The following is a 19,265-nucleotide window of genomic DNA, read 5'->3' as shown; positions in this document are numbered from 1 at the left end:
GTCTCTCAGGTATTCCACTTCTGTGTTACATCGATTTAAAAGGGAACAACCATTTCTACATCAATGTGCCTTGAATTGAAAAAACTGAGAGACTCTGAACTGACCAGATATTTAATGAGATTGGTATTATTTAAAAACAACACTAAGTATGACGGAGATAAAGCGCATTACTTTAATCGAACGGGATAGAGTATTTACAATTAGGGACAGCTGAGTTGGTTGGTGGGAGTGTAGAAATAAAAAAAACCGGCCTAAGCCGGTTTTTTGATTCTTAAATTCAAAAATTAAGCTGCAATAGCTTTGATTTTTGCGTTTAAGCGTGCCTTCTGACGAGCGGCTTTATTCTTATGAATAAGACCTTTAGTCGCCATACGGTCAACAATTGGTTGTGCAGTAGCGAATGCTTCTGTAGCCGCTTTATGGTCACCGCTTTTGATAGCAGCGATAACTTTTTTAACGTATGTACGTAACATTGAGCGACGGCTAGCGTTATGCTGACGACGCTTTTCAGACTGAAGCGCGCGCTTCTTTGCAGACTTGCTATTAGCCAAGGTGCAACTCCTAAAAACTGGATTTGATACTTTTAAAGGCCGAGGAATATGCCTGCTTTTTGTCGTCTTGTCAACGATTACGATTGAATATTTATCATAAAGATAAATTAATCCAACCTAGCATGCCTATCTTCAACCCAACTCGTGTAATATGTGGCGCAATTCTACCAGCTCTTGTGTCTGTGTGACAGAGCTATAGTCGAATATTTATTATAAATCCCATTAATTTCTTTGACGTGACTGAGTGTCTGGGGGCTGTTTGAGCAAAAAATTATTTAAATCAGGTCTGATTGTAAGTGTTATGACGCTGATTTCGCGAGTGTTAGGCTTAATTCGTGATGTAGTAATTGCAAATTTAATGGGTGCAGGAAGTAGTGCAGATGTATTTTTCTTTGCCAATAAAATCCCTAATTTTTTAAGACGCCTGTTTGCGGAAGGTGCATTTGCACAAGCTTTTGTGCCTGTGTTGACCGAATATCAAGAAAAAATGACGCCAGAGGATACCCGAGAGTTAATCAGTAAGGTAGCTGGGACCTTGGGTCTATTGGTGACTATCGTTACATTATTTGGTGTTATTTGTTCACCTGTTCTTGCGGCACTTTTTGGGGGCGGTTGGTTTATTGACTGGTTAAATGATGGCCCAAATGCCGAAAAGTTTGAACTGGCATCACTAATGCTCAAAATTACTTTTCCTTATCTTTGGTTTATTACTTTTACCGCGCTTGCTGGTTCAATTTTAAATACCCGTGGACGTTTTGCTGTATCAGCATTTACGCCAGTATTTCTAAATGTGGCCATTATAGCCGTTGCATTGTGGTATGCACATACCTTAGAAAACCCTGAGATTGGTTTAGCGTGGGGGGTATTTGCTGGTGGGTTAATACAGTTTCTATTTCAAATTCCATTCTTAATCCGTGAAAAAGCACTGGTTAGGCCTTCCTGGGGATGGAATCATCCTGGTGTGGTAAAAATTAGAACGTTAATGATCCCCGCTTTATTTGGGGTATCAGTTTCACAAATTAATTTATTGTTTGATACGTTCATAGCGAGTTTTTTAATGACGGGGTCAATTAGTTGGCTTTATTACTCCGATCGCTTACTTGAGTTTCCTTTGGGCTTATTTGGCATTGCTATTGCGACCGTTATTTTGCCAGCACTATCGCAAAAGCATGTAAATGCACAGGGTAGTGGGTTTAATCAGACGATGGATTGGGGGGTTAAAGCCATCTTACTCTTGGGTACTCCAGCAATGTTAGGCCTAATTGTTTTAGCTAAACCGATGTTAATGGTGTTATTTATGCGCGGCGCATTTAGCCTAAATGACGTTGATATGGCTTCATATAGCTTGGTAGCTTACGGTTGTGGCCTGCTGAGCTTTATGATGATTAAAGTCTTAGCTCCGGGGTACTATTCGCGACAAGATACTAAAACACCTGTTAAGTACGGCATTATTGCGATGGTGAGTAATATGGTATTTAACCTACTTTTTGCCATCCCTTTTGGTTACGTTGGGCTAGCTATCGCTACGTCAATGTCTGCTTTGTTAAATGCGAGCTTGTTATATAATGGATTACATAAAGCGGGTGTTTATCAAATGAGTCGACAGACTTTATTCTTTTTTGCAAAAGTCATTATTTCGACAGCAATAATGGTCGCCATTATCGTGTTTTTTATGCCACAACAAACTATATGGCTTGAATGGAATACCGTTGAACGTATGGTTATGTTGATTGAACTTATTGTTGGCGGGGCGGTTATTTATTTACTGAGTTTACTTGCCTTAGGTGTTCGGCCTTGGAAAATTAAACGTCAGAGTAATTCCCCTACATAAATGGGTAAGTGTATATTGATGGGTTATCTTAAATCCTGTGTAATAATCTGAGGTTGAAACTCGCATCTAACATTGGTTTGGGTATATAATCTGCCGATTTACAATTGGCAGTTATTGAGTGCAATGGAATTAATCCGCGGTATACACAATATTTTACCTTCCCACCATGGTTGTGTGTTGACTATCGGGAATTTTGACGGTGTCCATCGTGGTCATGCGCAAGTGATAAGCAATTTAGTTAATAAAGCGCATCATTTTCAGTTGCCTGCGATGCTTATGACGTTTGAACCTCAGCCGCAAGAGCGTTTCCGTGGTACTGATGCACCTGCTCGTTTGAGTCTTTTGCGTGACAAAATCAGATTGCTCGACGAGCTAAAAATAGACCGACTGTTGTGTGTCAACTTTACAGCCGCTTTTGCTAATCAGCCTGCGAACGATTTTATTGAAGAGTTATTGGTTAACAAACTGGGTGTTAAGTACCTTGTTGTTGGCGATGACTTCTGTTTTGGTAAAGATCGTTTAGGCAATTTTGAGATGTTGGTGGAAGCAGGTAGAAAATTTGGTTTTACCGTAGTGAGCACCCAGAGCTTTATGGTGGGTTCATTACGGGTAAGCTCTACAGCGGTTCGTGAGCAACTCGCTATAGGCAACCTTGAGCAAGCTCGACGTTTATTAGGTCATCCCTTTATTTTAAGTGGGCGTGTGGCCCATGGGCAAAAGTTGGGTCGTACTATTGGGTTTCCTACGGCTAATATTGCGTTAAAAAGAAATGTTGTGCCTGTACGTGGGGTGTTTGCTGTCCGCCTGTATTGGGATGGTAGTGATATTTATGATGGTGTAGCTAATGTGGGTTTTAGGCCTACTGTGAATGGGCAAACCTGTCGATTAGAAGTGCATTTGTTTGATTTTTCCGGTGACTTATACGGCAAACGAGTGGAAGTTGAATTAGTGGCAAAAATCCGTGATGAACAACCTTTTGAATCATTGGATGCGCTGAAAAAACAAATTTTAAATGATGCAAATGAAGCTCGCGCTTTGTTTAGCAACGATGCTAGCTGAAATGAGTCAGCTTTAATAATGGTATGGGATCAATGAGCGACTATAAATTTACTTTGAATTTGCCGGAAACAGAGTTTCCGATGCGCGGTAATTTGGCAAATCGCGAGCCAGAAATGTTAACTCGCTGGACGCAAGATGGACTGTATCAGCAGATCCGTGAAAGCCGTACTGGCCGTAAACCTTTCATTTTGCATGATGGTCCTCCATACGCTAATGGCAGTATTCATATTGGTCACTCTGTTAATAAAATTCTGAAAGACATTATTATTAAGTCAAAAACCATGTCTGGTTTTGATGCGCCTTATATTCCTGGGTGGGATTGTCATGGATTACCGATTGAGCTGAAGGTTGAGCAAAAAGTAGGTAAACCAGGCATTAAAATTTCTGCGGCAGAGTTTCGTGAAGAATGCCGTAAATATGCTGCGACTCAAGTGAATGGTCAGCGCGATGACTTTATTCGTTTAGGTGTGCTTGGCGATTGGCAAAACCCATATTTAACTATGGATTTTTCAACCGAAGCGAATATTGTTCGTTCATTGGCAAAAGTAATCAGCAGTGGTCATTTGCATAAAGGTGTTAAACCTGTGCATTGGTGTACCGACTGTGGCTCAGCGTTAGCAGAAGCCGAAGTTGAATACGAAGATAAAACATCACCGGCAATCGATGTGGCTTTTGTTGCCGTAGATAGTGCCGCTGTGGCTGCTAAATTTGGCGTAGAAAACTATGCTAAGCCTATCGCCATGGCCATTTGGACAACGACTCCGTGGACCATACCTGCTAACCGAGCATTATCAGTTAGCCCAGAGTTAGATTATAGCTTGGTTGAATTTGTTAAAGACGGCAAAACTACCACTTTGATTTTAGCGCAAGTGTTGGTTGAATCTTGCCTTGAGCGTTATGCTGCAGAATCACACACTATTTTAGGCGAAGTGAAAGGCGCAGAGTTAGAGTTAATGCGTTTTAATCACCCATTTTATGCTTTTGATGTGCCCGCTATTTTAGGTGACCATGTTACCACTGATGCTGGTACTGGTATTGTGCATACAGCCCCGGGGCATGGTCAGGATGATTTTATTGTTGGTCAAAAATACGGTTTAGAAGTTGCTAACCCTGTGGGTGATAACGGTGTTTATAAACCTGACACTGAGTTTTTTGCTGGTCAACATGTCTTTAAAGCCAACGCTAATGTGGTTGACTTGTTAAAAGAAAAAGGTGCGTTATTGCATCATGTTGCCTACCTTCATAGTTACCCACATTGCTGGCGCCACAAAACGCCAATTATTTTCCGTGCTACACCGCAGTGGTTTATTTCAATGGATAACCATGGTTTGCGCACACAAGCACTGGAAGAGATAAAGAACACTAAGTGGATCCCAGATTGGGGCCAAAGCCGTATTGAAAAAATGGTAGAGAACCGTCCTGACTGGTGTATTTCTCGTCAACGTACCTGGGGTGTACCGATTACGTTATTTGTTAATCGTGAAACAGAAGAACTCCATCCAGACAGTGTTTCATTAATGGAACGTGTTGCGCATCGCATTGAACAACAAGGTATTCAGGCTTGGTGGGATTTAGATGCCAGTGAATTACTCGGTGATGAAGCTGACCAATATCGTAAAGTCACCGACACATTAGATGTGTGGTATGACTCTGGTTCTTCATTTTCATCAGTGGTAGCTGCCCGTCCAGAGTTTCATGGACATGATATTGACTTGTATCTTGAAGGTAGCGACCAGCATAGGGGCTGGTTTATGTCATCATTGATGATATCAACAGCGATGAACGGTAAAGCACCTTATAAACAAGTATTGACTCATGGTTTTACCGTTGATGGTAAAGGCCGCAAGATGTCAAAATCTGTTGGGAACGTCATTGCACCTTTGCAAGTCACCAACAAGCTTGGCGCTGATATTTTACGTTTATGGGTCGCTGCAACCGATTACAGCGGTGAGATGACCGTTTCTGATGAGATTTTAAATCGCAGTGCTGATGCGTACCGTCGTATTCGTAATACAGCTCGTTTCTTATTAGCTAATTTGAATGGCTTTAACCCAGAAACCGATATGATTGTAACTGAAGACATGGTTGCGTTAGACCGTTGGGTCGTGCGCCGTGCAGCTGCATTACAGCAAGAAATTATTGAAGCTTATGACCAATACAATTTCCATTTAGTGACGCAAAAGCTTATGCAGTTTTGTTCTGTAGAGTTGGGTAGTTTCTATCTTGATATCATTAAAGATCGTCAATACACCGCTAAGCAAGAAGGCCATGCTCGTCGTAGTTGTCAGTCGGCTTTATTCCATATCGCGGAAGCGATGGTGCGTTGGATGACACCGATTTTAAGCTTCACTGCTGATGAAGTTTGGCAGTTGCTTCCTGGTAAACGTGAAAAGTATGTGTTTACTCAAGAATGGTATCAAGGCTTAGAATCCATCACCCTTGACAGTGATTTGAGTGATGATTATTGGGATAAACTATTATCTGTCCGTAACGAAGTTAACAAGGTGCTTGAACAGGCTCGTCGTGATAAACGCATTGGAGGCTCGTTAGAAGCTGAGGTGACACTGTTTGCCGATGCTGATTTAGCCGCTGAGTTAGCGAAAGTCGGTGATGAATTACGTTTTATCCTTATTACTTCAAAAGCGGCCGTTGCAGAGATGTCACAAGCTGGTGATGATGCCATTGAAACTGAGTTGAGTTCACTCAAATTGGTGGTGACCAAAAGTGAAGCTGAAAAGTGTGAACGCTGCTGGCACTACCGCGAAGAAGTCGGCACTATCGAAGCTCACCCAACTTTGTGTCAACGCTGTGTGACCAATATTGAAGGTGAAGGCGAACAACGCGAATTCGCTTAAGGAAGCATTGATAATGAGTACTGCGCCATTAACATGGAAAGACAGTGGCTTGCGTTGGTATTGGGTAGCTGCATTGGTGTTTTTAGCCGATCAGCTATCTAAACAATGGGTCCTGGCAAATTTCGATCTGTATGAATCGGTAAAGCTTCTGCCATTTTTTAATTTCACCTACGTGAGAAACTATGGTGCAGCCTTTAGTTTTTTAAGTGAAGCGGGTGGCTGGCAGCGATGGTTATTTACTGTTATTGCGGTTGGTTTTAGTACATTATTGACTATTTGGTTGCGTAAACAATCACACACTATGTGGCGTAGTAATTTAGCGTTTACCTTAGTTATTGGTGGCGCATTAGGTAACTTAGTTGATCGTTTAATGCATGGTTTTGTTGTCGACTTTATCGACTTTTATTGGCATACCAGCCATTACCCTGCATTTAATATTGCTGATGCGGGCATCTTTATTGGTGCGGTGCTGATCATTTGGGAATCATTTAAACCCGACGCAAAACCATCGAAGGAGCAAGAGTAACAGTGACAGATTTAACGCAACAAGACAGTCGTTCATTATTATGTCATATGAATATTGTACTGGAAGATGGTTCAACAGCAGACAGCACTAAAGCATCGGGTAAACCGGCTCGTTTGAATATTGGTGATGGCAGTCTAAGTCCGGCTTTTGAAGAGCAGCTGAAGAATTTAAATGAAGGTGATAAGCACACATTTACCCTAGCGGCACAAGATGCTTTTGGTGAATCCAATCCTGATGCGATTCATTATATGGACAGAAGCCGTTTTCCTGCCGATATGAAGCTTGAAGAAGGGGTGATTGTGAGTTTTGCAGGTCCTGGTGGCAGTGAAATACCGGGTATTGTTCGCGACACTGCTGGCGATTCCATTACCGTCGATTTAAACCATCCACTTGCAGGGCGCGTGATTACGTTTGAACTTGAAGTGATCAGTGTCATAACTGAGTAAAAAAGGTATCACATGCTAAAAGTTGATCCTACATCACCTGAACTAAGCATTTTACTGGCTAATCCCCGTGGATTTTGTGCCGGAGTAGATCGTGCTATCAGTATTGTCGAGCGTGCTTTAGAGTTATTTGAACCGCCAATTTATGTTCGCCATGAGGTGGTGCATAATCGCTATGTGGTTGAAAACTTAAAACAGCGTGGTGCTCTTTTTATTGATGAACTCGATCAGGTTCCAGATAACAGTATTGTTATTTTTAGTGCTCATGGTGTGTCACAGGCTGTCAGAAAAGAAGCTAAAGTGCGTGGCCTAAAAGTGTTTGATGCAACGTGTCCACTGGTGACAAAAGTGCATTTACAAGTAACTCGTGCAAGTCGTAAAGGCGTAGAATGCATTTTGATTGGTCATGAAGGTCACCCTGAAGTTGAAGGCACAATGGGACAATATGATAACCCTAACGGTGGAGTCTATCTTATCGAGTCTCCTGAAGATGTGAGTCATCTTCAGGTCAATAATCCAGATAACTTATGTTTTGTTACCCAAACAACACTTTCTGTTGATGACACTCTAGATATCATTACAGCACTCCAACAACGTTTTCCTTCAATTGAAGGGCCGCGCAAAGATGATATTTGCTACGCGACGCAAAACCGTCAAGATGCGGTGAGAAGTATGTCTGCCGAAGTGGACTTACTGATTGTTGTAGGATCGAAAAATAGTTCTAACTCCAATCGATTGCGTGAACTGGCAGAAAAAACAGGCACTCAATCCTATTTAGTTGATACAGCTGCTGATGTTGAAGCAACCTGGTTCAATGGGGTTAAAAAAGTTGCTGTTACCGCTGGAGCATCGGCGCCAGAAGTCTTGGTTCAACAGGTCGTTAACGCCATCGCTAAGCTTGCTCCTAGTGTGATTACCGAGGTTGAAGGCCGCAAAGAAGACACTGTGTTTGCTGTGCCTGCCGAATTACGTTAGTTAATTTAACCGTTACGTTAGATTTAACCCGCAACCTATTTTAGGTTGCGGGTTTTTTGTACTAAAATTAAACTGAGTATTATAGGTCCAATAATGTATTGTTAGCATGTAATAGTGGTACTATTTGATTGCATTTAAGTCAGCTCTTATCAATGAAAAATGGTTAGCTTGGTTTAATATTGATGTTGGCTAACGTATAAATATTTAAGATGTAAAGTCTCTATTTTTATCTTATTTGGAGGTTTAATGCCCATATTACGAAAAAGGGATGGTTTTTCCTTAATTGAAGTAATGGTTTCACTAGTTATTCTGGTGATTGGGCTGATTGGCATTTTTAATCTTCACATTATCTCTAAGCAAGGTAGCTTTGAATCTTTTCAGCAAACCCAAGCTTCTTACTATGCCAACGACATGATAAATCGTATGCGCTTAAATAAGTCGCAATTAGCTGAATATGCCAAAGGCTCACCTTATTCAGGAACTCCTGGAGCAGTAGGTCAAACATGTGACGCAATTTTATTGCCATGTTCTCCAAACCAAATGGCTAAATGGGATATTTTTGAATGGCAATCCTCTTTTATTGGTACTTCTGAGGTGATTGGCACACAACATGTTGGCGGGCTAGATTCTGCGACAGGTTGTATTAAGGTTAATGGTAATATTGTTACCGTTACAATGTCTTGGAAATCTATCCGTTCCTCTAGTGATTCTGGCGATGAAAATGCTTGTGGTACCGCAAGTGATAAACGTCGAATTTACTCTATTCAAACAGTGATTATTTAATATGAAAGGTCATAATAAAATTCACAAAAATCCACAATCGGGCATGTCACTTGTTGAGTTGATGGTGGCCATGGTTATCAGTTTATTTTTATCTGCAGGCATTTTTACGATGTTTAGTATGTCCTCTACTAATGTCACGACAACCAGCCAATTTAATCAGTTACAAGAAAATGGCCGCATTGCACTAACCATATTGGAAAGAGATATTTCTCAACTTGGTTTTTTTGGTGATATAACTGGCACTGAGTTGATATTAGGCAGCAATACTATTTTAGATAACACCATTGCGGTGGCAGATGACTGCATTGGTGCTGGCTTAAATAATGCTAGTTTACCCAATAATCAGCCTGCACACTTTAGACGATTATGGGGTTATGAAAACGGCGTTAGTGCTGACTCTCTTGCATGCCTGGGCGCAGCGCAAGTGTCGCCAAATACTGATGTTATACAGATAAAACGTTTCATAGGGCCGAGTATTGGTTTAGGTGATGGAACGGATAGTCCTGTTGGAGATAGTTCAAGGTTCTCAGTGTCAACTACATCAACCCAAGCAATATTTTTCAATGGAGTCGATCCTTCATTAGACCTTGCTAATTCTAGAGTGTGGGAATATCAACAGCATGTATACTTTATTGATATTGAAAAGGGTATCCCTATTCTTAGCCGTAAAACCTTAACAAGCAAAGGGATGAAAAATGATGAGCAGCTTGTTGAAGGTATTGAAAATATTCGTTTCTTATACGGGTTTGATAATAATGGTGATAGTACACCTGACAGCTACATTCCAGCATCTTCTGTGACGCCTCTAATGTGGGATAATGAAACATTTCAGAGATTGGTTGCAATTAAAATTTTTATTTTGGTTCGATCAGTTCAATCAGATAATAGCTACACTAATAATACAACGTATCAGTTAGGGGACAAAGAAATCGGTCCGATTAACGATAACTTTAGGCGTAAAGTACTTTCAACGACAGTTGTATTAGAAAACCCTGTGTTAATTCGGAATTAGGTGAATATTTTGATTAAAAAACAAAAGGGTATAGTATTATTTTTTTCGTTAATTGTGCTCGTCATTATGACAGTAATCGGTGTTGCATTAGCGATTAATTCAACCCAATCGTTAAGAATGTCTGGTGCGGGCTCTGAGCGAATAGAAGCACTGTCTGTTGCTAATGGTGGGTTAGAGCAGGTTATCGCAAATAATTCAGGTGCTGCTTTAGCCAATTTATTAGCCGTTAAAACAGAAACTGCATTTAATAGTACCCAAACTATCACTCCATTGCCTGTCGCTGATGTTAAGGATGTGGGTTGCCAAAGAACCTCTAATGCAATGGGAGCGGGTTTGGTGAGTTGTAGGCGATCACAAATTACCAGCATGGCGCGGTTTGGTCGTGACAACTTAGGGTCATTAACTGTTGCAGCAGGTGTTGAACAGCAAGTGTTAACAGGAAATTAATCTCATGAATAACAAAATTTTGTTAAGTTTAATTGTAATCCTAATGACAGTTTCCAGTGGACTATTTGCTGATGACACTGAGTTGTATTTAATCGACACAAGTAAAAGTTCGGGTAAGCGCCCGCAAATTTTATTTATTTTTGATAATTCAGGCAGTATGAATACTTCGGATCAACAATCTGTAAGTCCTTATTGTTCTATTAGTGAGCATGCTGCTGGGAATTGTCATTATGCCGCCGGATATGAGGCTTATTTAAACAGTTATTCTGGGTATATTAACAATCAAGCACTTTATTGGACTAAAGAGGGGATTGATAATTCAAGCGCGCCGACACCTGATTCACCAAACGATCCTCGTCGTTTCTATATTCAAAGCAATAATTGTAATAAATCGATTGAGGCTTTAGCCAAAAGTGGTCAATACAATGGTTACTTTCGTGAGTTTGTGAGTCGCGGGAATACAGGTTCATGGGAACCTTTAGCTGAAAATAATGGCCTTAATCAAAATCAAGTTTTTGACTGTGCACAAGATATTTTAGAATATGATCCTAAAAATCCTGGGCAAGAGAAACAAGGTAATCGATATACGGTATATTCCGATGGCTATCCGCTCGATACCAAATCAATGTATACCAATAACTCTGGAACCGAGGCTCGTAATCTCAGCTATAACAGTACCAGTTTTGGTACCGGAAGTACGGTGACTTTGTATACACCAAATTATTTGGTTTGGTACAAATGGGTGACAACTACAGATGAAGGCCGAAATAGTGGTAGTAATATGACTCGTCTTGATACTGCTAAAGCCGCATTGAAAGCGGCTTTAAATAATATGTCAATTCCAGTTGATGCAAGTTTGGCCGTATTTAATATCAACCACCCTTACGAAGGTTCTGCCAATGGTGGACGTATTATTTCTGATATGGAAGAAATGACGGACGCAAATAAAAAGGATCTTTTTGAGCTTATCGATGACTTAGATTCTGAAACCAATACGCCACTATGTGAAACCTTATATGAGGCATATCAGTTCTTTAGTGGCGGAGCAGTAACTTATGGAAATAAAGATACTAATCGATACCGTTCAGGGCGCCGCAATTATACGTTAGATTATATTCCCAATACTCCACCAAGCATTCTCAATTCCGGAAGCTATACCAGCCCATTAAAGAAATGTCCTGATACAGCCTTTGTTGTTTACATTACTGACGGCGCCCCTACCTTAGATCGTTCCGCCGATGCTAACATTATATCGTTAACTGCTTCAGCAACCACTCCTGCAGATTATTCAAGTTATATGTCTTTAAATGGATATGGTGTGCAAGAGGTAAGCTACTTACCTGCTTTAGCAGCTTATATGGCCAATAATGATGTAGTACAGGGGGTGCTCGATGCTGATGGAGTAGACAATAAACAAACGGTTAAATTATATACCATTGGTTTTTCTGCTGGAGCAGATTCTGCTGCAGCACTACTAGAGGAAGCCGCTTTTAGAGCTGGAAGTCCAAGGAATGAAACCACTAATATTTCTTCTGGTTATTTCAAAGCGTCTAATGGTTTAGCCTTGGTTGAAGCAATCAATAATATTGTTAAAAAGATTTTTGAAGTGAACACTTCTTTTACATCGCCCAGTATTGCGAGTAATAATTTTGATAAAACGCAGACGTTTAATTCAGCATACTTTGCGATGTTTTATCCTGGTGATGGGCCTCGTTGGAGTGGTAATTTAAAAAAATTGAAAGTAAATACTAATGGTGAAATCGTTAGCCCAGGAGGAACAAGTAAAGCCATAGGCACTGATGGTAATATTGCATCTTCAACATGCACATATTGGAATACCTGTAGTGCAAGTTCAAACGACGGTAATAATGTTAACTCCGGTGGTGTATTACCCCATCTTAAACAATCGTTGAAAAACAGAAAAATAATAACAACCAAAAACGGAAGTCTTGTAGATATTGCTAATTCGAGTTTTGTGTCGACCTATTCTCAACTTGATTTGGATTGGCTATATGGTGTTGATGTTGATGATGATAATAATAATATAAATAGCGATTCTAATCAGATTTCTACCGCAGCCAGAAACGATATCATGGGGGATCCTCTCCATTCAAAGCCTCTGGCAATTAATTTCGGGACTAAATCCAGTAGTGGTACTGAGTCACTCGATGTCAGAGTTATACTTGGCACTAACCAAGGTTTAGTGCATATGTTTAAAGATTCAGATACCGGAAGTGATGACTACTCAGTTGGTGCGGTTAGTGAGTCATGGGCATTTATGCCGGAAGAGCTTTGGCACAATATTCCAATATTAAGGGAGAACAATCCTACTGGTGTTCATAGTGTGTACGGTATGGATTTATCTCCAGTTGCTTATACCGAAACTGATAGTAGTGGCAAAATTGATAAAGCTTGGTTGTATCTGGGAATGAGGCGCGGAGGAGCTTCTTATTATGCTTTAGATATTACGAACCCGGATATTCCGGCCTTAAAGTGGGTGATAAATTCTACAACATCTGGTTTTGAGGCTTTAGGAGAAACTTGGTCTGAGCCAGTTGCTACTTTTGTGCCCGGTGTTGAATCGCCAGTACTGATTTTTGGTGGTGGAATGGCTTCTAGTGATGGAGCAGGAGAAGGAGTATATATCGTTAATGCCGATACCGGACCAAGTGCGGGTGTTATTAAGTTATTTACCTCTTCTGATATGAACAGTGTACCGAATAAAGTTGCAATATTAGACAGTAATAATGACGGAGTAACAGATCGTATTTATGCGTCAGATATTGGAGGCAATATCTGGAGAATGGACTTACCTTCTGCCGATAAAACAACTTGGACTGTATTCAAGTTTGCTTCAATAAGTGATAGTAACTCCCCTAATAATCGAATGTTCTTTTCTGAACCATCTATCGCACAGACACAGTTTAGTAATATACACAGTGCAAGTGGTGTCATCAGTTCTCAAAGTATCCCATACGATGCGGTTGCAATTGGTACCGGCAATCGTACCCACCCTTTAGATACTTATACTAATGATATGTTCTTTGTTTTCCAAGATAGAAATGTTGTTACACAGTCTTTTAGTACAACAAATACCCCTAAAACTTTGCAGTTAACTGATTTATATAATGTCAGCTCAGCAGCGCCAACAACACAAGCTGAAAACCTTGAATTTGGCTCTAAAAGAGGTTGGTATTATGATTTTACTTCTGGTGGTGAAAAAAGTTTATCTTCATCACTTATTTTTGCAGGTAAAGTTTATTTTACCTCTTTCGTACCGCCTTTAGCTGGTACCATTAATTATGATCTAGGCGTGTGTGACCTTTCAGGGAAAGGCAGGTTATACGTTATGGACTTGCATAAAGGTACTAGAACTTATAGTGAAACTTATTATGATCTAGGTGAACGAGTACCTGATACGCCCCAAATTGTAATACCCAAAGCCGAGGCGGGTAAAGAAGCTGTTGCATATGTTATTGGTGTCGGGAAAGGCGATTGTGAGAATGGTGAATGTAAAGGAACGATTACTTTGGGTTCGGGTTTAACGACGAATAGAATTTATTACAATATTGATGAGTAAACCACCTTGGGGTAGTACTTTAAATGATGAATATCAGAATGTTAATAAGTCGTCCCCAATTCGTCATTTTCTGGCAATCCAAGCGAATTATCTGAATACTGGATTTGTTAATCGTTACCAATGAATTTAGCGCAGTTAGAAAGGTAAAGAGCGGTTGATAGTCTATTATTCTCGTTTAAGGTTAACTAGATGAAACAAATATCTTTAAAAGGTTTTACTCTTATTGAAGTAATGATCACCGTTGTGATTATTGGGATATTATCTGCTATTGCATATCCATCCTACACTAGCTTTATAGTGAAAAGTGGTCGCTCAGAAGGAATGGCTGCCGTTATGAGAGTATCTAACTTGCAAGAACAATATTATATGGATCATCGGTCTTTTGCTGAAGATATGACTAAACTAGGCTTGTCCGCAGACCCATTTTTAACTGAGAGCGGTTTTTATTCTGTAGATTCAGCGGGTACTACTGCCTACACTATTACTGCGACAGCTAAAGGCAGTCAAGCTACGCGAGATACTACGTGCGCCACTATTACGTTAACTTCAGCAGGGATTAAAGGACCTTCTAAGGAGTGCTGGTAATGTTAAAATTAACCATTTTGTGCCTGTGTATTATTTCGTTTGGATTGGTTGCCAAAACAGATGAATGGCAGGATTATAAATGCCATATTACATCTTCATCTTTAGGTGAAAGAATACTTTTTTATCGTTGGAAAGTGAACGATATTAAACGCAATCAAGCTAAGTTATCGGGGTCGCAATTTAAAGATTATCGTTCAGGAAAAAAATATTTCATCAAAGAGGTAAGCGAGTGTTTACCGTTAAATGGTACATTTAAGCTAGAAACAGCACAAAAAATTGATCGTGAAACGCTTCGTTAGTTCAGATTAGTGCATTTGCGGCTAAATAGCGCCAAGGTAATGGCGCTGAAATGATTGTCATACTGAATAAGTAAGATTTTACAGGCTACTTTTGTTTAGCAACTGTTGCCTTTGTCCCCATATGATACCCGTCCACTATTACTGATAGATATACTATTAGATAAATCTGCCTTACCACTAGGGCAATAGATAATATCTCCTCCGGAAGATAAGCCATCGGCTGTAAACGTTACTATCTTAGAAGGCCCTTTGACTTTGTCGCTATCGTTAAAATTATCAATCGCCCTTAGTTCTGTTTTGGCGCCGTTTATGTCTTCTACAAACACCCTCACCCCATTACTCCAGTCAGTAGTTGTGCCACAACTAGTTGTAGTAGAAAATGAACAGACGTATACAGTCATGCCATAATTAATGGCTTGATTTCTTGCAAAAACGAAAATGTCGTGAATCTTTTCAATATTGTTTTTTACGCGAGCATTTTCATAAAGCGAGTTTAGTGAGGGGGCTGCAACTGTGATGAGTATTGCTGCTATTACAACAGTGACCATTATCTCTATTAAAGTAAATCCAGCTGGTACTTTTTTCATGCGAAAATCCTCTGCCATATAAAGCAGAGTATAACTAACCGCAGCACGAATGATAGCGTTTATTGGCTATTTTCGTTATGGCTAGGCTATTAGTTGTGTTTTCTCATATGTTATTAATTCATAGCAAGTTATGGTTTACATTTAATATTTTTCTTTTTTGACATTCTTGCTCGCCCAGCTTGATTAACAATCACAGCTTTAGAGTATTTGCTATCTATTGTGCTAGGGCAATAGGTTAATGTCCCGTTGGTTCCTGAAGCTAGACCATCGGCTCGAAACCTGATCGCGGGACGATTGTAGTTGATATAGTCATTTTCATTAAAAGGTGCTGTTTGCCGAAGTATGCGGTCATTGTTATCGAGTTGATTTTTAGAGCCTCGATCAATAAATACACTGAGGCCAATACGCCAATCAGATGAACATTTATTTTCTACAATGGGGCAAACAGTAACTCTAACACCATAACTAATAGCCATATTTCGAGCAAATTGAAAGGTTTGTTGTATAACGCTGATGTTGCTTCTTGCTCTGGTTTGTTCAGATATTGCTGTAAATGACGGAAATGCCATAAGAGACAGTAATACCGTGAGTAATGTAGTAACAATGACCTCAATAAGATTGAAGCCCTTAATGTTAATAAGAGAGTGTGTCATCCCAGTTCATCCTTAAACTGTTAATGCTGGTTCCTGCAGCAGTTAATTCGAGAAAATATAGTATAGAAAATGTACAGCGTATTCGCTGAGAAATATCTTTTCATAAATACGTAAAATAGCAGCGACAATTAGTTCTGCTTTCAAGTAAGATATTTATATAAGATTTGGTAGCTATAAACGTCAATGACGACATACGGTTAACCAAAACATTAGCCGATGACAGGAGTATTTAATGAAAAAAGTCGAAGCCATTATTAAACCATTTAAATTGGATGATGTGCGTGAGTCACTTGCTGAGATTGGCATTACTGGTATGACAGTGTCTGAGGTGAAAGGTTTTGGACGCCAAAAAGGTCATACTGAACTGTATCGCGGTGCTGAATACATGGTCGATTTTTTACCGAAAGTGAAAATTGAGTTGGTTATTCAAGATGAGATTCTAGAGCGTGCTATTGATGTGATTGTTGATACTGCCCGAACAGGAAAAATTGGTGATGGAAAAATATTTGTGACCGATGTTGAGCGTGTTATTCGTATTCGTACCGGCGAAGAAAATGAAGAAGCAGTATAAGGCCCATAAGGGCCTTTTTTTACGTTTGTAAATACTGTTGGGACAACTTAGTTGTGGGTGTTAGATCATCCAGGGGTTTGTATGGTGCAACGAATTGTTATTGTGGGTGGTGGGGCTGCAGGTTTAGCATTAGCCTCAAAATTAGGCCGAAAGTTTGGTAAGAATCCATTAGTTGATATTAATTTAATTGATAAGAATACCGTTCATATCTGGAAACCCAAATTACATGAAGTTGCCGTTGGTGTGATTGATCAATCAATTGAAGGCTTACAATATAGAGACCATGGCTTAAAAAATGGTTATCGCTATATTCGTGGTGCCATTGATCAATGTGATCCAAGTTCTAAGACCATCCAGCTTGCCCCAGTGTATAACGACGAAGGTGAGTTGATCATTGCTGCTCGTCTTATTGAATACGATACCCTTGTACTTGCATTAGGGGGCGTATCAAATAGCTTTAACACCCCTGGAGCTGAAAAACATTGTATTTTTTTAGATAGTTTAGACAGTGCTAATCTTTTTCATCATAAGCTAATGGATGCTCTGTTACAGCTAAATGAAACCCAAGACCAATTAGGGATTGGTATTGTTGGGGCGGGTGCTACAGGCGTCGAGCTTGCTGCAGAACTTCATCACGTTATTGAGTCTGTAAGAGAGTATGGCTATCAAAACATTTCCAAAGATCATCTTGATATAAATTTAATTGAAGCATCTAATAAAATCTTGCCACAATTGCCGGAACAAGTGAGTACTAGAGCGCAAACTGTGCTGTCAAAGTTAGGTGTGAAATTACATTTGGGTGTACAGGTTAAAGAAGTGACCAAAGAAGGTTTTATTACCGCGACGGGTGAAACTATTAAAGCGAATATTAAAGTTTGGGCCGCAGGTGTTAAAGGTCCAAAAGTTTTTGAAAGCTTCTCTCAACTGCCTGTGACACCACGTAATCAAATTGATGTAGATGAATGTATGCGTGTAAAAGGCATAACAGATATCTATGCTTTAGGTGACTGCGCTCAACTCATCTTACCATCGGGTAAACCGGTACCACCAAGGGCCCAAGCTGCCGCCCAAATGGCAGATAGCCTTTATGGCAATATTTGTTCAAAGATGAAACAACAACCAGAAAAGCCATTCGTGTATAAAGATTATGGTTCTCTGGTATCGCTAAGTCGTTTTTCTGCAGTAGGCAATTTAATGGGAAACCTTCGTTCAGGAGACTTTTTTGTTGAAGGTCACCTTGCTCGTTTGATGTACATATCATTGTATCAGCGTCATTTAGCCAGCTTATATGGATGGTTTTCTGCCTCAGTATATCGAATAGCTCAAAAACTACTGCGCTGGCAACGGCCTAAGCTTAAGTTGCATTAGGCTGTCATCTCATCATTCAGTGCGAATGTATTGGCTTTGTTTAAGATGAAGCCTTTTTTGCTTAAGAATTCGTCATTTGGTGTTGTTTGGCGCAAATTAATTTAAATGTACTTGAATTTAAGATTTAACTTGGTAGTTTCTGTTATAAATTATTTGTTAACGTAGCGTATGACAATGATGTTGTACTTATACCATAGAAGATAATCAGCGCTTCAAGGAGCCTAGATGCCTAACCAAATTACATTATTAGAACAAACCAAACATGGTGATTTAAAACTGACTCCAAGTGATTTCTCACACGTAGCAGAGCAACACATTGTACCTGTTACTTTGCATGAAATTAATCGTGCCGCGACTGAATACCCAATCGTATTTGTTAAAAATAGTGACACTGACGAATTTCAATCCGTTGCTATGCTAGGTCTAAAACCTGGTCAAAACTTAAGTGTTAAGGATGGTAAATGGCAAGGTTTGTATATTCCTGCTGTTGTACGAGACTACCCACTTGGTTTGGTTGTTAATCCTGATGTTAAAGATAAAGTGTGGATAGGTATTCGTGAAGATGCTAAAGAGGTCACTAAAACTGACGGTCAAGCATTGTTTGAAGAGGGCAAAGAAACTCCGTTTTTAGAAGCTCGTAAAAAAGCATTGATTAGCCATTACGAACAAGATCAAGCGACTCGCGGCATTTTAGGCTTTTTAGCTGAAAAAGGGTTATTAATCAATCAGACTTTAACAGTTGATGTTGCGGGTGAAAAACGTAACATTAATGGCTTGTACCTTATAGATGAAGCCAAATTAAATGCATTAAGTGATGAAGATTTCATCGAACTTAAAAAACGCGGTTTACTTGGTCCTATCTATGGTCATTTAGGCTCACTTAATCAAGTGAATCGTTTAGCGAGAGTAGAAGTACTCGGTAGATAGTCTCTGGGCGTTTTAAAAACAGGCACTCAATTGAGTGCCTGTTTTATTTGGAGAAGCTAAATAATACCAATCCTATTAAATATGTAATCTTTCAGCGGGAGTTCAAAGTGCTGTAGGCAAGGCAGATGATTGAAGCGAATAGTGATCCTCGGTAACAAGCTCCTGCGTTACTCTACCTCCAGCATCTGACCGCCATGGATGGTGGGAATGTGT

18 protein-coding genes are annotated in these 19,265 nt (G+C 39.9%); 15 read left to right on the top strand and 3 right to left on the bottom strand.

The window, feature by feature from the left end:
* Nucleotides 1–284: 284 nt before the first annotated feature.
* A complete protein-coding gene (gene rpsT, locus ACWXWT_RS15135) occupies nucleotides 285–551 on the bottom strand; it encodes a 30S ribosomal protein S20 (RefSeq protein ID WP_124017144.1) in 267 nt (88 codons plus the stop codon).
* Nucleotides 552–810: 259 nt separating this feature from the next.
* Between rpsT and murJ the strand changes: the two genes are divergently transcribed.
* The 12 genes from murJ (at nucleotide 811) to ACWXWT_RS15075 (ending at nucleotide 14,946) form a co-directional block, all read left to right on the top strand.
* Nucleotides 811–2,382 carry a murein biosynthesis integral membrane protein MurJ gene (murJ, locus tag ACWXWT_RS15130; protein ID WP_456042410.1) on the top strand — a complete coding sequence of 524 codons (1,572 nt, stop codon included), beginning with the start codon at nucleotides 811–813 and terminating at the stop codon, nucleotides 2,380–2,382.
* Nucleotides 2,383–2,505: 123 nt separating this feature from the next.
* Nucleotides 2,506–3,441, top strand: a complete 936-nt coding sequence (gene ribF, locus ACWXWT_RS15125; protein WP_456042409.1) for a bifunctional riboflavin kinase/FAD synthetase — start codon at nucleotides 2,506–2,508, stop codon at nucleotides 3,439–3,441.
* Nucleotides 3,442–3,473: 32 nt separating this feature from the next.
* On the top strand, nucleotides 3,474–6,296 hold the full coding sequence (gene ileS, locus ACWXWT_RS15120; protein WP_456042408.1) for an isoleucine--tRNA ligase: 2,823 nt from the start codon (nucleotides 3,474–3,476) through the stop codon (nucleotides 6,294–6,296).
* Between the two features lie 13 nt (nucleotides 6,297–6,309).
* Entirely contained in the window at nucleotides 6,310–6,822 is a 513-nt protein-coding gene (gene lspA / locus ACWXWT_RS15115) for a signal peptidase II (protein ID WP_456042407.1), read from the top strand.
* Between the two features lie 2 nt (nucleotides 6,823–6,824).
* Nucleotides 6,825–7,268: an FKBP-type peptidyl-prolyl cis-trans isomerase gene (fkpB, locus tag ACWXWT_RS15110; protein ID WP_456042406.1), complete on the top strand. Its 444-nt coding sequence runs from the start codon at nucleotides 6,825–6,827 to the stop codon at nucleotides 7,266–7,268.
* Nucleotides 7,269–7,280: 12 nt separating this feature from the next.
* Nucleotides 7,281–8,240, top strand: a complete 960-nt coding sequence (gene ispH / locus ACWXWT_RS15105; protein ID WP_456042405.1) for a 4-hydroxy-3-methylbut-2-enyl diphosphate reductase — start codon at nucleotides 7,281–7,283, stop codon at nucleotides 8,238–8,240.
* 246 nt (nucleotides 8,241–8,486) lie between these two features.
* On the top strand, nucleotides 8,487–9,023 hold the full coding sequence (pilV, locus tag ACWXWT_RS15100) for a type IV pilus modification protein PilV (RefSeq protein WP_456042404.1): 537 nt from the start codon (nucleotides 8,487–8,489) through the stop codon (nucleotides 9,021–9,023).
* Nucleotide 9,024: 1 nt separating this feature from the next.
* On the top strand, nucleotides 9,025–10,035 hold the full coding sequence (locus ACWXWT_RS15095; RefSeq protein ID WP_456042403.1) for a PilW family protein: 1,011 nt from the start codon (nucleotides 9,025–9,027) through the stop codon (nucleotides 10,033–10,035).
* 12 nt (nucleotides 10,036–10,047) lie between these two features.
* Nucleotides 10,048–10,482 (top strand): pilus assembly PilX family protein, encoded by a 435-nt coding sequence (locus ACWXWT_RS15090; RefSeq protein ID WP_456042411.1) that lies wholly within the window; start codon nucleotides 10,048–10,050, stop codon nucleotides 10,480–10,482.
* Between the two features lie 4 nt (nucleotides 10,483–10,486).
* Nucleotides 10,487–14,062, top strand: coding sequence for a pilus assembly protein (locus tag ACWXWT_RS15085; protein ID WP_456042402.1), 3,576 nt, complete (start codon nucleotides 10,487–10,489; stop codon nucleotides 14,060–14,062).
* Nucleotides 14,063–14,251: 189 nt separating this feature from the next.
* Entirely contained in the window at nucleotides 14,252–14,647 is a 396-nt protein-coding gene (locus tag ACWXWT_RS15080; protein ID WP_456042401.1) for a type IV pilin protein, read from the top strand.
* The gene (locus ACWXWT_RS15075) at nucleotides 14,647–14,946 is read left to right on the top strand and encodes a TapY2 family type IVa secretion system protein (RefSeq protein WP_456042400.1); all 300 of its coding nucleotides are present in this window, start codon (nucleotides 14,647–14,649) and stop codon (nucleotides 14,944–14,946) included. The genes ACWXWT_RS15080 and ACWXWT_RS15075 overlap by 1 nt, the downstream gene beginning before the upstream one ends.
* A gap of 95 nt (nucleotides 14,947–15,041) precedes the next feature.
* Here the strand turns inward: ACWXWT_RS15075 and ACWXWT_RS15070 are convergent, their stop codons facing one another.
* Nucleotides 15,042–15,533 carry a GspH/FimT family pseudopilin gene (locus ACWXWT_RS15070; RefSeq protein ID WP_456042399.1) on the bottom strand — a complete coding sequence of 164 codons (492 nt, stop codon included), beginning with the start codon at nucleotides 15,531–15,533 and terminating at the stop codon, nucleotides 15,042–15,044.
* 128 nt (nucleotides 15,534–15,661) lie between these two features.
* Nucleotides 15,662–16,186, bottom strand: a complete 525-nt coding sequence (locus tag ACWXWT_RS15065) for a GspH/FimT family pseudopilin (protein WP_456042398.1) — start codon at nucleotides 16,184–16,186, stop codon at nucleotides 15,662–15,664.
* A gap of 232 nt (nucleotides 16,187–16,418) precedes the next feature.
* Here ACWXWT_RS15065 and glnB point away from each other — a divergent pair, with 232 nt between their 5' ends.
* From glnB to ACWXWT_RS15050, 3 genes are all read left to right on the top strand, one after another.
* Nucleotides 16,419–16,757 (top strand): nitrogen regulatory protein P-II, encoded by a 339-nt coding sequence (gene glnB / locus ACWXWT_RS15060; protein WP_456042397.1) that lies wholly within the window; start codon nucleotides 16,419–16,421, stop codon nucleotides 16,755–16,757.
* Nucleotides 16,758–16,838: 81 nt separating this feature from the next.
* On the top strand, nucleotides 16,839–18,125 hold the full coding sequence (locus tag ACWXWT_RS15055; protein WP_456042396.1) for an NAD(P)/FAD-dependent oxidoreductase: 1,287 nt from the start codon (nucleotides 16,839–16,841) through the stop codon (nucleotides 18,123–18,125).
* A gap of 225 nt (nucleotides 18,126–18,350) precedes the next feature.
* Nucleotides 18,351–19,052, top strand: coding sequence for a SapC family protein (locus ACWXWT_RS15050; protein ID WP_456042395.1), 702 nt, complete (start codon nucleotides 18,351–18,353; stop codon nucleotides 19,050–19,052).
* Nucleotides 19,053–19,265: the final 213 nt, after the last annotated feature.

This window comes from Shewanella sp. A22, assembly GCF_053850585.1.
Note: the sequence above shows the minus strand (reverse complement) of the source record. Positions and strands in the feature narration are given on the sequence as shown.

What these genes read in the sequence shown, in the direction of transcription:
- ribF (WP_456042409.1), top strand. Translation starts at nt 2,506, where the DNA reads ATGGAATTAATCCGCGGTATACACAATATTTTACCTTCCCACCATGGT.
- ileS (WP_456042408.1), top strand. Translation starts at nt 3,474, where the DNA reads ATGAGCGACTATAAATTTACTTTGAATTTGCCGGAAACAGAGTTTCCG.
- lspA (WP_456042407.1), top strand. Translation starts at nt 6,310, where the DNA reads ATGAGTACTGCGCCATTAACATGGAAAGACAGTGGCTTGCGTTGGTAT.
- ispH (WP_456042405.1), top strand. Translation starts at nt 7,281, where the DNA reads ATGCTAAAAGTTGATCCTACATCACCTGAACTAAGCATTTTACTGGCT.
- pilV (WP_456042404.1), top strand. Translation starts at nt 8,487, where the DNA reads ATGCCCATATTACGAAAAAGGGATGGTTTTTCCTTAATTGAAGTAATG.
- ACWXWT_RS15095 (WP_456042403.1), top strand. Translation starts at nt 9,025, where the DNA reads ATGAAAGGTCATAATAAAATTCACAAAAATCCACAATCGGGCATGTCA.
- ACWXWT_RS15085 (WP_456042402.1), top strand. Translation starts at nt 10,487, where the DNA reads ATGAATAACAAAATTTTGTTAAGTTTAATTGTAATCCTAATGACAGTT.
- ACWXWT_RS15080 (WP_456042401.1), top strand. Translation starts at nt 14,252, where the DNA reads ATGAAACAAATATCTTTAAAAGGTTTTACTCTTATTGAAGTAATGATC.
- ACWXWT_RS15075 (WP_456042400.1), top strand. Translation starts at nt 14,647, where the DNA reads ATGTTAAAATTAACCATTTTGTGCCTGTGTATTATTTCGTTTGGATTG.
- ACWXWT_RS15070 (WP_456042399.1), bottom strand. Translation starts at nt 15,533, where the DNA reads ATGAAAAAAGTACCAGCTGGATTTACTTTAATAGAGATAATGGTCACT.
- ACWXWT_RS15065 (WP_456042398.1), bottom strand. Translation starts at nt 16,186, where the DNA reads ATGACACACTCTCTTATTAACATTAAGGGCTTCAATCTTATTGAGGTC.
- glnB (WP_456042397.1), top strand. Translation starts at nt 16,419, where the DNA reads ATGAAAAAAGTCGAAGCCATTATTAAACCATTTAAATTGGATGATGTG.
- ACWXWT_RS15055 (WP_456042396.1), top strand. Translation starts at nt 16,839, where the DNA reads ATGGTGCAACGAATTGTTATTGTGGGTGGTGGGGCTGCAGGTTTAGCA.
- ACWXWT_RS15050 (WP_456042395.1), top strand. Translation starts at nt 18,351, where the DNA reads ATGCCTAACCAAATTACATTATTAGAACAAACCAAACATGGTGATTTA.